Origin of the sequence: Pseudactinotalea sp. HY160, from assembly GCF_009372055.1 — a bacterium.
GTDB lineage: Bacteria > Actinomycetota > Actinomycetes > Actinomycetales > Beutenbergiaceae > HY158.
Window position 1 is genome coordinate 16,070 of sequence record NZ_WHMT01000017.1, and the last position, 11,831, is coordinate 27,900.

Sequence of the window (11,831 nt, forward strand, 5' to 3'; positions counted from 1 at the left end):
AGTGGCCGATGAGTGGTCAGGCGGTGGTCGCCGAGCCACCCGCCGCTTCGAGCTTGCTCTTCGCGGAGTTCGAGAACGAGTCGGCCGTGACGTTCAGCGCGACGGAGATCTCGCCGGTGCCGAGCACCTTGACGAGCTGACCGCCGCGGACCAGTCCGTGACCGACGAGGTCGGCCACCGTGACGTCGCCGCCCTCGGGGAAGGTCTCCCCGAGCTTGCCCAGGTTGACCACCTGATAGGTCGTGCGCAGCGGGTTCTTGAAGCCGCGCGTCTTGGGCAGGCGCATGTGCAGCGGCGTCTGTCCACCCTCGAACCGCTCGGGCACCTGGTAACGAGCCTTCGTTCCCTTGGTACCGCGGCCCGCGGTCTTGCCACCCTTGCCGCCCTCACCGCGACCCACGCGGGTCTTGGCGGTACGGGCGCCCAGGGCGGGACGCAGGTGGTGCAGCCGGAGTGCGGGGCCGCTCGCGCGGTCCTCGGCCTGGTCGGCGTTCTCAGCCATATCAGTCCACCTCCTCGACGGCGACCAGGTGGGCCACCGTTCCGACCATCCCGCGGAACTCGGGACGGTCCTCCTTGACGACCGTGTCGCCGATTCGCTTGAGGCCGAGGGAACGCAGCGTCTCGCGCTGGTTCGGCTTGCAGCCGATCTCGGACTTCGTCTGGGTCACCTCGAGTCGGCTCATGACGCGGCCGCCTCAGGGGTCTTGTCGGCCTTGGAGCCGGCCGCCTGGGCACGGAGCAGGGCCGCGGGGGTGACGTCCTCGAGGGACATGCCCCGTCGGGCCGCGACGGCCTCCGGCTGTTCGAGGCCCTTGAGCGCGGCCACCGTGGCGTGCACGATGTTGATCGCGTTCGAGGAGCCCAGCGACTTGGAGAGGATGTCGTGGATGCCCGCGCAGTCGAGGACCGCGCGCACCGGACCGCCGGCGATGACTCCGGTACCCGGGGTCGCCGGGCGCAGCAGCACCACGCCCGCGGCGGCCTCACCCTGCACGCGGTGCGGGATGGTGTTCTGGATCCGGGGGACGCGGAAGAAGTTCTTCTTCGCCTCCTCGACACCCTTGGCGATCGCCGCGGGCACCTCCTTGGCCTTGCCGTAGCCGACGCCGACGGTGCCGTCGCCGTCACCGACGACGACCAGGGCGGTGAAGCTGAAGCGACGCCCACCCTTGACGACCTTGGAGACGCGGTTGATCGTCACGACGCGCTCGACGTAGTTGTTCTTCTCTGCGTCGTCGCGGCGACGGCCGCCCTGACGCTCGCGGCGATCCGTCCGATCGGACCGTTCGCTCCGCTCACCTGCGGTACCGGCGGAACCGGAAGCGCCGGCTCTGCCACGCTGCGGTGCAGCCATCATGCGTTCCTTTGTTCGTGTGCGTTCTTCTGCAGCTCGGGACTCGTCACAGGGACAGGCCCCCCTCACGAGCGCCGTCGGCCACCGCGGCCACCCGGCCGTGATAGGCGTTCCCGCCGCGGTCGAAGACGACCGACTCGATCCCGGCGGCCTGGGCACGCTCGGCGATCAGGGCGCCGACGCGCTTGGCCTTGGCCGTCTTGTCGCCGGTGTCGGCGCGCAGGTCGGCCTCGAGGGTGGAGGCGGACACGAGCGTGCGCCCGATCGCGTCGTCGACCACCTGCGCCACCATGTGGCGGGCGGAGCGGTTGACGACGAGGCGGGGCCGGCTCGCGGTGCCGCGCAGCTTCTTGCGCAGGCGGATGTGGCGACGCGTCCGCGAGGTGCGCTTGCCGGACCCGGTGCGGGCCTTGACGAAGGAGGACATTACTTACCAGCCTTTCCGACCTTGCGGCGGACCTGTTCACCCGCGTACCGGATGCCCTTGCCCTTATAGGGCTCGGGCTTGCGGAGCTTGCGGATGTTCGCAGCGACCTCGCCGACCTGCTGCTTGTCGATGCCGGCGACCGAGAACTTCGTGGCCGACTCGACCGTGAAGCTGATGCCCTCGGGGGCGACGATGTTCACCGGGTGCGACAGCCCGAGCGTGAACTCGAGCGAGTTGCCCTTGGACACGACGCGGTAACCGGTGCCGACGATCTCGAGCTTCTTCTCGTAGCCCTGGGTCACGCCGACGACCAGGTTGTTCACCAGCGTGCGGCTGAGGCCGTGGAGGGCACGAGAGGTGCGCTCGTCGTTGGGGCGCTCGACCAGGATCTCGCCGGAGTCCTGACGGCTCGCGGTGATCGGATCCGGGAGGGTCTGACTCAGGGTGCCCTTGGGTCCCTTGACGGTGACCTCCGGTCCCGAGATGGTCACATCGACGCCTGCGGGGACGGTGACGGGGAGTTTTCCAATACGCGACATGATTCCTCGCTCACCACACGTAGGCGAGGACTTCCCCACCCACGCCCTTCTTCTCCGCCTGCTTGTCGGTGAGCAGGCCCGAGGACGTGGACAGGATCGCCACGCCCAGGCCGCCGAGCACCTTCGGCAGTTTGGTCGACTTCGCATAGACCCGCAGGCCCGGCTTGGACACGCGGCGCACGCCCGCCAGGGCACGCTCCCGCTGCGGTCCGAACTTCAGGTTGAGGGTCAGGGTCTGGCCCACCTCGGCATCCGCAACCTCGAACCCACTGATGTAGCCCTCGGCCTGGAGCATCTCGGCGATGTGGGCCTTCAGTTTGGAGTACGGCATCGAGACGGCCTCGTGATACGCCGAGTTCGCATTGCGCAAGCGCGTCAGCATATCGGCGATGGGGTCTGTCATTGTCATTGGGCTGTGTGCCCTTCCTCGCCGTGGTTTCCGTCTCCGGACCTACGACGTAGTCGATTTACCAGCTGCTCTTGGTCACGCCGGGGAGCTGACCCGCAAGGGCCATCTCGCGCAGGCAGATGCGGCACAGGCCGAACTTGCGGTACACCGAGTGCGGACGGCCGCACCGGTTGCATCGGGTGTAGCCGCGCACCTTGAACTTCGGCTTGCGATTGGCTTTCTGGATGAGTGCGGTCTTCGCCATCAGTTCTCCTTGAAGGGGAAGCCGAGCCGGCGCAGCAACGAGCGCCCCTCGTCGTCCGTGTCGGCTGTGGTCACGATGGTGATGTCCATGCCCCGGACCCGGTCGATCTTGTCCTGATCGATCTCGTGGAACATCGACTGCTCGTTCAGGCCGAAGGTGTAGTTCCCCTGACCGTCGAACTGCTTGGGCGAGAGTCCGCGGAAGTCGCGGATCCGGGGAAGCGCCAGCGTGAGCAGGCGGTCCAGGAACTCCCACATGCGGTCGCCGCGGAGGGTCACGTGGGTACCGATCGGCTGCCCCTCGCGCAGCTTGAACTGCGCGATCGACTTGCGTGCCTTGGTCGTCACGGGCTTCTGACCGGTGATGATCGTGAGGTCGCGAATCGCGCCCTCGATGAGCTTGGAGTCGCGAGCCGCGTCCCCGACGCCCATGTTGACCACGATCTTGGTCAGGCCCGCCACCTGGTTGACGTTCGCGTGGGCGAACTCCTCGCGCAGGCCGCCGACGATCTCGTCGCGGTACTTGGCCTTGAGGCGCGGCAGCTCGGTCGCTGTAGTGGTGCTCATAGTCCTCAAATGTCCTTACCGGAGCGCTTGGCCACGCGGACCCGGCTGTTGCGGGTGCGGCCGTCGCTCTCGACCTGCTCGATGCGGTACCCGACCCGGGTGCCCTTCTTGGTCTCCGGGTCGACCACCATCACATTGCTGATGTGGATCGGCGCCTCGACCGTCTCGATGCCGCCGGTGCGCGCACCCTGCTGGCCCTGGCCGACCTTCGTGTGGCGCGTGACGCGCTGGACGCCCTCGACCACGACGCGGTCGTGCTTCGTGTCGACGAACAACACGCGACCCTGCTGGCCCTTGTCGCGGCCGCTGATGACGACTACGAGGTCGCCCTTCTTGACCTTTGCCATTGCTCAGATCACCTCCGGTGCGAGCGAGACGATGCGCATGAACCGCTTGTCACGCAGCTCCCGACCGACCGGTCCGAAGATGCGCGTGCCGCGCGGCTCGCCGTCGTTCTTGAGAATGACGGCGGCGTTCTCGTCGAAGCGAATGTAAGAGCCGTCCACACGACGGGTCTCCTTGCTGGCGCGGACGACCACGGCCTTGACCACGTCGCCCTTCTTGACGTTGCCGCCGGGGATCGCGTCCTTGACGGTGGCGACGATGACATCGCCGATGCCGGCGTAGCGACGTCCGGATCCACCGAGAACTCGAACGCACAAGATCTCCTTGGCGCCCGTGTTGTCGGCGACCTTGAGTCGCGACTCCTGCTGGATCATTCGATCTACTCCTGTCGTCGTGCCGGTTCTCGGCTCCTAACCGAGCCTGGCCGAACGGATGGTTGACTGCCCTGCGGGGTTCCGGCCGTGACCGGCGGCCCCGCGAGCGGGTTTACTTGGCCTTCTCGAGGACCTCGACCACACGCCAGCGCTTGGTGGCGGACAGCGGTCGGGTCTCCATGATCCGGACGAGGTCGCCGGTGCCGACCGCGTTGGTCTCGTCGTGCGCCTTGACCTTCGCGGTCCGGCGCAGAACCTTACCGTAGAGCGCGTGCTTGACGCGCTCCTCGACCTCGACCACGACGGTCTTGTCCATCTTGTCGCTCACGACATAGCCGCGCCGGACCTTGCGATACGGACGCTGGACGGAGGTTGCGGTGTCTGCAGACTCGGGTGCCATGGATCCTTCCTCCTTCACTTCGCGTCGCTGCTGGGCGCGCTACGGATGTTGAGCTCGCGTTCCCGAAGGATCGTGTAGATGCGAGCGATGTCGCGACGGACCGCCCGGAGCCGGCCGTGGTCCTCGAGCTGGCCGGTGGCCGAGGAGAAGCGCAGGTTGAAGAGCTCGGTCTTCGCCTTCTTCAGCTCCGCGGCCAGGAGCTCGTCGGTCATCGTGTCGAGCTTGTCGGTCGTCAGGTCCTTCGAACCGATTGCCATCAGATGTCACCACCCTCACGGGAAATGAAGCGGGTCTTCATGGGGAGTTTGTGCTGCGCGCGACGCATCGCCTCGCGGGCCAGGCCCTCGTCGACGCCGGCGAGTTCGAAGACGACCCGGCCCGGCTTGACGTTGGCGACCCACCACTCGGGCGAACCCTTACCGGAACCCATCCGGGTCTCGGCCGGCTTCTTGGTGAGCGGGCGGTCCGGGAAGATGTTGATCCAGACCTTCCCGCCACGCTTGATGTGGCGGGTCATGGCGATACGCGCGGCCTCGATCTGCCGGTTGGTGACGTAGGCGCCCTCGAGGGCCTGAATGCCGAAGTCGCCGAACGCGATCGTGGTGCCGCCCGTGGCCTGACCGGAACGCTTGGGGTGGTGCTGCTTGCGGTGCTTGGTGCGCCGGGGGATGAGCATGGCTCAGGCCTCCGTCTCGGAACCCGACGCAGGCTGCTCGGCCGCGGGGTTCGCTGGGGTGGTTGCGGGTGCGTCGGCTGCAGCGGGCGCCTCGCGCCGGGATTCGGGACGACGCCCGCGCGGGCGCTCGCTCCGGTCACCACGGCCGCGGGGGCGGGGCGCGGCGGCCTGCTCGCGGGCGTACTCCTTCTCGGTGAGGTCGCCCTTGTAGATCCACACCTTGACGCCGATGCGTCCGAAGGTGGTCTTGGCCTCGAACAGGCCGTAGTCGATGTTGGCGCGCAGCGTGTGCAGGGGCACGCGGCCCTCGCGGTAGAACTCGCTGCGGCTCATCTCGGCGCCGCCGAGACGCCCGGAGCACTGCACCTTGATGCCCTTGGCACCCGCGCGCTGGGCGGACTGCATCCCCTTGCGCATGGCGCGGCGGAACGACACGCGCGAGGCGAGCTGCTCCGCGATGCCCTGGGCGACGAGCTGGGCGTCGGTCTCGGGGTTCTTCACCTCGAGGATGTTCAGCTGAACCTGCTTGCCCGTGAGCTTCTCGAGCTCGCTGCGGAGCCGGTCGGCCTCGGCGCCGCGCCGGCCGATGACGATTCCGGGGCGCGCGGTGTGCAGGTCGACGCGGACCCGGTCACGGGTGCGCTCGATCTCGACCTTGGAGATCCCGGCCCGCTCGAGGCCCGTGGCCATGAGCTTGCGGATCTGCACGTCCTCGTTCACGTAGTCGCTGTACCGCTGACCCTCCTTGGTGGAGTCCGCGAACCAGCGCGTGCGATGGTCGGTCGTGATACCGAGACGGTATCCGTGCGGGTGTACCTTCTGGCCCATATCAGCGAGCCCCTCCCTTGGTCTGACGCTCGGAGAGCACCACGGTGATGTGGCTGGTGCGCTTGAGGATCTGGGTCGCGCGGCCCTGCGCCCGGGGGCGGAACCGCTTCATGGTCGGACCCTCGTCCACGTACGCCTCGGCGATGACCAGCTCGGATTCATCGAACCGCTCCGATGCCGCATCGGCCTTCACCCGGGCGTTGGCCACTGCACTGCCGATGACCTTCGAGACGGTCTCGGCGACCGCCTGCGGGGCGTACTTCAGTTGGGCTACGGCCTCATTGGCTCCCTTACCGCGGATGGTGTCCACGACCCGGCGAGCCTTCATGGGCGTCACACGCACGTATCGCGCCTGCGCCTTGGCTTCCATCGTTGTCCTGCCTTCTCGTAACGAAATAGTCGGTGGTCCGCGTCAGCGGCGACGACCCTTGCGGTCGTCCTTCTCGTGTCCGCGGAATGTCCGCGTGGGGGCGAACTCACCGAGCTTGTGGCCGACCATCGACTCGGTGACGAACACCGGGACGTGCTTGCGGCCGTCGTGCACGGCGAAGGTGTGGCCGAGGAAGTCCGGCGTGATGACCGAACGACGCGACCACGTCTTGATGACGTTCTTCGAGCCTGCCTCGTTCGCAACGTCGACCTTCTTCTGAAGGTGGTCGTCGACGAAGGGGCCCTTCTTCAAACTGCGTGGCATAACAGGGTCTCCTTAAGTCTCGTCAGCGCTTCTTGCCGGTGCGCCGACGGCGAACGATGAGCTGGTCGCTGGGCTTGTTGGGGCGGCGGGTGCGGCCCTCGGGCTGACCCCACGGGCTGACGGGGTGACGTCCACCGGAGGTCTTGCCCTCACCACCACCGTGCGGGTGGTCGATCGGGTTCATCGCGACACCACGCACGCTCGGGCGCTTGCCCTGCCACCGCTTGCGGCCGGCCTTACCCCAGGAGATGTTCGCCTGCTCGGCGTTGCCGACCTCGCCGACCGTGGCACGGCAGCGCAGGTCGACGTTGCGGATCTCCCCCGACGGCATGCGCAGCTGCGCGAAGGCGCCGTCCTTGGCCACGAGCTGCACCGAGGCACCGGCGCTGCGGGCGATCTTGCCGCCGCCGCCGGGCTTGAGCTCGATCGCGTGCACGACCGTACCGGTGGGGATGTTGCGCAGCGGGAGAGCATTGCCGGGCTTGATGTCCGCCCCCGGGCCGGCCTCGATGCGGTCGCCCTGCTTGAGCTTGTTCGGCGCGATGATGTAGCGCTTCGTGCCGTCCGCGTAGTGCAGCAGTGCGATCCGGGCCGTGCGGTTCGGGTCGTATTCGATGTGAGCGACCTTCGCGGGCACGCCGTCCTTGTCGGCGCGGCGGAAGTCGATGACCCGGTAGGCGCGCTTGTGTCCGCCGCCGATGTGACGAGCGGTGATGCGCCCGGAGGCGTTGCGGCCACCGCTCTTGGAGAGCGGACGTACCAGCGACTTCTCCGGAGTCGACCGGGTGATCTCGACGAAGTCGGCGACCGAGGAGCCACGTCGGCCCGGCGTCGTCGGCTTGTACTTACGGATTCCCATGAGTTTCGATCCTTAGCGTTGAATCAGGCTCAGCTGGCCGAGCCGAAGATGTCGATGGTGCCTTCGGTCAGGGTCACGATGGCGCGCTTGGTGTCCTTGCGCTTGCCCATCCCGTACCGGGTCCGGCGGCTCTTGCCCTGACGGTTGAACGTGTTGACCGAGGCGACCTTGACACCGAAGATCTGCTGGATCGCGATCTTGATCTGGGTCTTGTTCGCGGCCGGGTCCACGATGAACGTGTACTTGCCCTCGTCGAGAAGGTTGTAGCTCTTCTCCGAGACGACCGGGGCGATGATCACATCGTGCGGGTCGGTGTAATCGATGGCGCTCACTGCTGCTCCTCCTCGACCTCGTCCGAGCTGGCCGTGGCCGTGGCGCTCCTGCCGGTGGCAGGGCCCGCGACGAACAGGTCCAGGGCGGCGGAGGTGAACACGATCTCCTCGTTGGCCAACACGTCGTAGGTGTTGAGCTGGTCGACATACAGCAGGTGCACGGTCGGCACGTTCCGCAGCGACTTCCAGGTGAGCTCGTCCGTGCGGGTGAGCACGACGAGCACGTGGCGGGCGTCGCTCAGCTGGGCGAGCACCTTGGTGGCGCCCGAGGTCGACGGCACGCCGTCGACGCCGAATCCGCTCACGACGTGGACGTGGCCGGCGCGGGCGCGGTCCGAGAGGGCGCCGCGCAGGGCCGCCGTCTTCATCTTCTTGGGGGTGCGCTGGGAGTAGTCGCGCGGCACGGGGCCGTGGACGATTCCGCCGCCGGACCACTGCGGTGCACGGGTCGAGCCCTGCCGCGCGCGGCCGGTGCCCTTCTGGCGCCACGGCTTCTTGCCGCCGCCGCGGACCTCGCCGCGGGTCTTGGCCTTGTGGGTTCCCTGGCGCGCGGCCGCGAGCTGGGCGACCACGACCTGGTGGATGAGCGGCACGTTGACGACGACGTCGAAGAGCTCACCGGGGAGCTCCGCGCTGCCGGCCTTCTTGCCGCTGGCATCCAGGACATCGATGACGCTGGTCATGGTCATGCCCCCTTCGCTGCAGTGCGAACCATGACGACGCCGCCCTTGGGGCCCGGCACCGCGCCGACGAGGAGCACGAGGCCCTTGTCGGCGTCGACGCTGTGGATCGTCAGGTTCTGGGTGGTCTGGCGCACATGGCCCATGCGGCCGGCCATGCGCATGCCCTTGAACACGCGGCCGGGCGTCGACGCCCCGCCGATCGAGCCGGGCTTGCGGTGGTTGCGGTGGGCGCCGTGCGAGGCGCTCGCGCCGCCGAAGCCGTGACGCTTCATGACACCCGCGGTGCCCTTGCCCTTGGTGGTGCCGACGACGTCGACGACCTGGCCGGCCTCGAAGGTCTCCGCGGTGAGCTCCTGGCCGACCTCGTAGGCATCGACGTCACCGGTGCGAACCTCGGCGACGTGACGGCGCGGGGTGATGCCGAGGGCATCGAAGCGCTGCCGCAGCGGCTGGGTCACCTTGCGCGGGTCGATCTGGCCGTAGGCGAGCTGGACCGAGTCGTAGCCCTCCTTGTCCGCCTGACGGAGCTGGGTCACGACGTTGGTGCCGACCTCGATCACGGTGATCGGCAGCTGACGGCCCTGAGCGTCCCACACCTGGGTCATTCCGAGCTTGGTGCCCAGGAGCGCCTTGACGACGCGCGTGGACGTGGGGGGAAGTGATGTCATGACGAAATCCTCTACAGCTTGATCTCGATGTTGACGTCCGCCGGCAGGTCGAGCCGCATGAGCGAGTCGACGGCCTTGGGCGTCGGATCGACGATGTCGATGAGCCGCTTGTGCGTGCGCATCTCGAAGTGATCGCGGCTGTCCTTGTACTTGTGCGGAGAACGGATGACGCAGAACACGTTCTTTTCGGTCGGCAACGGCACCGGGCCCACGACCTGCGCACCAGCGCGAGTCACCGTGTCGACGATCTTGCGCGCCGAGCTATCGATGACCTCGTGGTCGTAGGACTTGAGCCGGATGCGGATTTTCTGTCCCGCCATGGCGTCGTCTGACTCTCTCTCTTCGTACCTCATTGACCGTCCCACGCGCTCGGGCGTGTCGCCTGCTGCGACATGCTCCGCCGCCTCATGCACCGCGGTGCGGGGCCGGAAGATGACTGGGTGGAATATCTGCCCCGCCCGGCTGCGACCTTCACCGCGAGCCGGGGAGCCCGATGCTCCGACTGTTGACGTCCTGGGGCGTGTCCGGGCGACCAGTGAATCACCGGTCCGCACACGGGGGCTCACACCCCAAGGAGGCAACCGGACTAGTCTGCCACAGCTGGGCCGGATTCCCCAACCCCGCAGGCGAACCCGCGCCATGACCTGCGCCACAGTCGCCGCGCGTGCCTCAGATGCCGTAGACGTGGCTTCCATCCTGCAGGTCGAGCGCCATGGCCCGGTGGCGCAGCCGGACGAGCTCGATGGTCACGTACTGCCCCGCGGCCGCGCGCTCGACCAGGTCCGGACCGAAGCCGATCCGCTGAATGCGCGCATGGGCGTAGCCGGCGCGTCCCTCGAGCACGACCTCCTGGCCGAGGCGGAAGCCGCCGGTGAGCACCTTCCCGAAGCAGTAGGTACCGGTTCCGGGCCGCTCGAAGACGTCGCGGATCCGGAACGTCGGCGACTCCTCGGAGACGTCGAGTGGGGGCTGCGCCCACAGCGCCTCCAGTTCGGCCGGGGTGGCCGGGGGAAGCCGCTCGGGCTGGGCGTTCGGGTCGGTCATGGCTCGCCTCGTTCGGTCGGAAGTCGCCGTGGTCATGCCGAGGGGCCCGCCGGCGCTGCTGCGCCGACGGGCCCCTCGGATGATGCTCGTTCAGATCAGCTCGGTCACTTGATGATCTTGGTGACCTTGCCGGAGCCGACGGTGCGGCCACCCTCACGGATGGCGAAGCCGAGGCCCTCTTCCATCGCGATCGGCTGGATGAGCGTGACGCTCATCTCGGTGTTGTCGCCGGGCATGACCATCTCGGTGCCCTCGGGGAGGGTGATGACGCCGGTGACGTCCGTGGTCCGGAAGTAGAACTGCGGACGGTAGTTCGAGTAGAACGGGTTGTGACGGCCGCCCTCGTCCTTGCCCAGGATGTAGACCTGGCCCTCGAACTCGGTGTGCGGGGTGATCGAGCCGGGCTTGATCACGACCTGGCCGCGCTCGACCTCCTCGCGCTTCGTGCCACGCAGGAGCAGGCCGACGTTCTCGCCCGCCTCGGCGGTGTCGAGGAGCTTGCGGAACATCTCGACGCCGGTGACGGTCGTCTTGATCGCCTTCTCCTTGATGCCGACGATCTCGATGTCCTCGTTCACCTTGAGGATCCCGCGCTCGACCCGACCGGTCACGACGGTGCCGCGACCGGTGATCGTGAAGACGTCCTCGATCGGCATGAGGAAGGGCTTGTCGATGTCGCGGACCGGGTCCGGAACGTTGTTGTCGACGGCCTCCATGAGGTCCTCGACGGACTTGACCCACTGCGGGTCGCCCTCGAGGGCCTTGAGACCGGAGACGCGGACGACGGGGGCGTTGTCGCCGTCGAAGCCCTGGCTCGAGAGCAGGTCGCGGACCTCGACCTCGACGAGCTCGAGGATCTCCTCGTCGTCGACCATGTCGCACTTGTTCAGGGCGACGAGCAGGTAGGGCACGCCCACCTGGCGGGCGAGGAGCACGTGCTCACGGGTCTGGGCCATCGGCCCGTCGGTCCCGGCGACCACGAGGATCGCGCCGTCCATCTGGGCGGCACCGGTGATCATGTTCTTCACGTAGTCGGCGTGACCAGGGGCGTCGACGTGCGCGTAGTGGCGCTTGTCGGTCTGGTACTCCACGTGGGAGACGGTGATCGTGATGCCGCGCTGACGCTCTTCGGGGGCGTTGTCGACGTCCTCGAACGGCTTGTACTCGTTGAGGTCGGGGTACTTGTCGGCGAGGACCTTGGTGATCGCCGCCGTCAGGGTCGTCTTGCCGTGGTCGACGTGACCGATGGTCCCGATGTTGACGTGCGGCTTGGTCCGCTCGAACTTGGCCTTAGCCACTGGGTTCCTCCTGGAACTTGGGTAGATGTTCGTCAAGCTGGCGCGAGCTGGATGGCCAGTTCGCTGGGGCTATGAGAATCCTACGGGT

The 11,831-nt window shown here is 67.7% G+C and carries 23 protein-coding genes; all 23 read right to left on the reverse strand.

Annotated features, from left to right (window positions below; translation table 11 throughout):
- Positions 1 to 16: 16 nt before the first annotated feature.
- The gene (rplO, locus tag GCG21_RS13095) at positions 17 to 502 is read right to left on the reverse strand and encodes a 50S ribosomal protein L15 (RefSeq protein ID WP_152910132.1); all 486 of its coding nucleotides are present in this window, start codon (positions 500 to 502) and stop codon (positions 17 to 19) included.
- 1 nt (position 503) lies between these two features.
- On the reverse strand, positions 504 to 686 hold the full coding sequence (gene rpmD, locus GCG21_RS13100) for a 50S ribosomal protein L30 (RefSeq protein ID WP_152910133.1): 183 nt from the start codon (positions 684 to 686) through the stop codon (positions 504 to 506).
- Positions 683 to 1,357: a 30S ribosomal protein S5 gene (gene rpsE / locus GCG21_RS13105; RefSeq protein WP_152910134.1), complete on the reverse strand. Its 675-nt coding sequence runs from the start codon at positions 1,355 to 1,357 to the stop codon at positions 683 to 685. The genes rpmD and rpsE overlap by 4 nt, the downstream gene beginning before the upstream one ends.
- Positions 1,358 to 1,403: 46 nt before the next feature.
- Positions 1,404 to 1,784 carry a 50S ribosomal protein L18 gene (gene rplR / locus GCG21_RS13110; RefSeq protein WP_152910135.1) on the reverse strand — a complete coding sequence of 127 codons (381 nt, stop codon included), beginning with the start codon at positions 1,782 to 1,784 and terminating at the stop codon, positions 1,404 to 1,406.
- A complete protein-coding gene (rplF, locus tag GCG21_RS13115; protein ID WP_152910136.1) occupies positions 1,784 to 2,323 on the reverse strand; it encodes a 50S ribosomal protein L6 in 540 nt (179 codons plus the stop codon). Before rplF ends, rplR begins: the two co-directional genes overlap by 1 nt.
- A 10-nt stretch (positions 2,324 to 2,333) precedes the next feature.
- Positions 2,334 to 2,732: a 30S ribosomal protein S8 gene (gene rpsH, locus GCG21_RS13120; protein WP_152910137.1), complete on the reverse strand. Its 399-nt coding sequence runs from the start codon at positions 2,730 to 2,732 to the stop codon at positions 2,334 to 2,336.
- 58 nt (positions 2,733 to 2,790) lie between these two features.
- The gene (locus GCG21_RS13125; protein WP_152910138.1) at positions 2,791 to 2,976 is read right to left on the reverse strand and encodes a type Z 30S ribosomal protein S14; all 186 of its coding nucleotides are present in this window, start codon (positions 2,974 to 2,976) and stop codon (positions 2,791 to 2,793) included.
- Positions 2,976 to 3,542, reverse strand: coding sequence for a 50S ribosomal protein L5 (gene rplE / locus GCG21_RS13130; RefSeq protein WP_152910139.1), 567 nt, complete (start codon positions 3,540 to 3,542; stop codon positions 2,976 to 2,978). Before rplE ends, GCG21_RS13125 begins: the two co-directional genes overlap by 1 nt.
- Positions 3,543 to 3,547: 5 nt before the next feature.
- Positions 3,548 to 3,889, reverse strand: coding sequence for a 50S ribosomal protein L24 (gene rplX, locus GCG21_RS13135; RefSeq protein ID WP_152910140.1), 342 nt, complete (start codon positions 3,887 to 3,889; stop codon positions 3,548 to 3,550).
- Between the two features lie 3 nt (positions 3,890 to 3,892).
- Entirely contained in the window at positions 3,893 to 4,261 is a 369-nt protein-coding gene (gene rplN / locus GCG21_RS13140; RefSeq protein WP_152910141.1) for a 50S ribosomal protein L14, read from the reverse strand.
- A 112-nt stretch (positions 4,262 to 4,373) separates the two neighbouring features.
- Complete coding sequence (gene rpsQ, locus GCG21_RS13145; RefSeq protein WP_152910142.1) at positions 4,374 to 4,661, reverse strand: 30S ribosomal protein S17; 288 nt, start codon at positions 4,659 to 4,661, stop codon at positions 4,374 to 4,376.
- Between the two features lie 14 nt (positions 4,662 to 4,675).
- Entirely contained in the window at positions 4,676 to 4,918 is a 243-nt protein-coding gene (gene rpmC / locus GCG21_RS13150; protein WP_152910143.1) for a 50S ribosomal protein L29, read from the reverse strand.
- Positions 4,918 to 5,337, reverse strand: coding sequence for a 50S ribosomal protein L16 (gene rplP / locus GCG21_RS13155; protein WP_152910144.1), 420 nt, complete (start codon positions 5,335 to 5,337; stop codon positions 4,918 to 4,920). The genes rpmC and rplP overlap by 1 nt, the downstream gene beginning before the upstream one ends.
- 3 nt (positions 5,338 to 5,340) lie before the next feature.
- Positions 5,341 to 6,165, reverse strand: a complete 825-nt coding sequence (gene rpsC / locus GCG21_RS13160; protein ID WP_152910145.1) for a 30S ribosomal protein S3 — start codon at positions 6,163 to 6,165, stop codon at positions 5,341 to 5,343.
- Between the two features lies 1 nt (position 6,166).
- Positions 6,167 to 6,535 (reverse strand): 50S ribosomal protein L22, encoded by a 369-nt coding sequence (gene rplV, locus GCG21_RS13165; RefSeq protein WP_152910146.1) that lies wholly within the window; start codon positions 6,533 to 6,535, stop codon positions 6,167 to 6,169.
- A gap of 42 nt (positions 6,536 to 6,577) precedes the next feature.
- Positions 6,578 to 6,859, reverse strand: coding sequence for a 30S ribosomal protein S19 (rpsS, locus tag GCG21_RS13170; protein ID WP_152910147.1), 282 nt, complete (start codon positions 6,857 to 6,859; stop codon positions 6,578 to 6,580).
- A gap of 22 nt (positions 6,860 to 6,881) precedes the next feature.
- Complete coding sequence (gene rplB, locus GCG21_RS13175) at positions 6,882 to 7,718, reverse strand: 50S ribosomal protein L2 (protein WP_152910148.1); 837 nt, start codon at positions 7,716 to 7,718, stop codon at positions 6,882 to 6,884.
- A 29-nt stretch (positions 7,719 to 7,747) separates the two neighbouring features.
- Entirely contained in the window at positions 7,748 to 8,050 is a 303-nt protein-coding gene (gene rplW / locus GCG21_RS13180) for a 50S ribosomal protein L23 (protein WP_194928717.1), read from the reverse strand.
- Complete coding sequence (gene rplD, locus GCG21_RS13185; RefSeq protein ID WP_305071541.1) at positions 8,047 to 8,733, reverse strand: 50S ribosomal protein L4; 687 nt, start codon at positions 8,731 to 8,733, stop codon at positions 8,047 to 8,049. The genes rplW and rplD overlap by 4 nt, the downstream gene beginning before the upstream one ends.
- Before the next feature lie 2 nt (positions 8,734 to 8,735).
- Positions 8,736 to 9,401: a 50S ribosomal protein L3 gene (rplC, locus tag GCG21_RS13190; RefSeq protein WP_152910150.1), complete on the reverse strand. Its 666-nt coding sequence runs from the start codon at positions 9,399 to 9,401 to the stop codon at positions 8,736 to 8,738.
- A gap of 11 nt (positions 9,402 to 9,412) precedes the next feature.
- Positions 9,413 to 9,721 (reverse strand): 30S ribosomal protein S10, encoded by a 309-nt coding sequence (rpsJ, locus tag GCG21_RS13195; RefSeq protein ID WP_152910176.1) that lies wholly within the window; start codon positions 9,719 to 9,721, stop codon positions 9,413 to 9,415.
- Positions 9,722 to 10,070: 349 nt separating this feature from the next.
- Entirely contained in the window at positions 10,071 to 10,445 is a 375-nt protein-coding gene (locus tag GCG21_RS13200; protein ID WP_152910151.1) for a hypothetical protein, read from the reverse strand.
- A 104-nt stretch (positions 10,446 to 10,549) separates the two neighbouring features.
- Positions 10,550 to 11,743 (reverse strand): elongation factor Tu, encoded by a 1,194-nt coding sequence (gene tuf / locus GCG21_RS13205; protein WP_153878774.1) that lies wholly within the window; start codon positions 11,741 to 11,743, stop codon positions 10,550 to 10,552.
- Between the last annotated feature and the right edge of the window lie 88 nt (positions 11,744 to 11,831).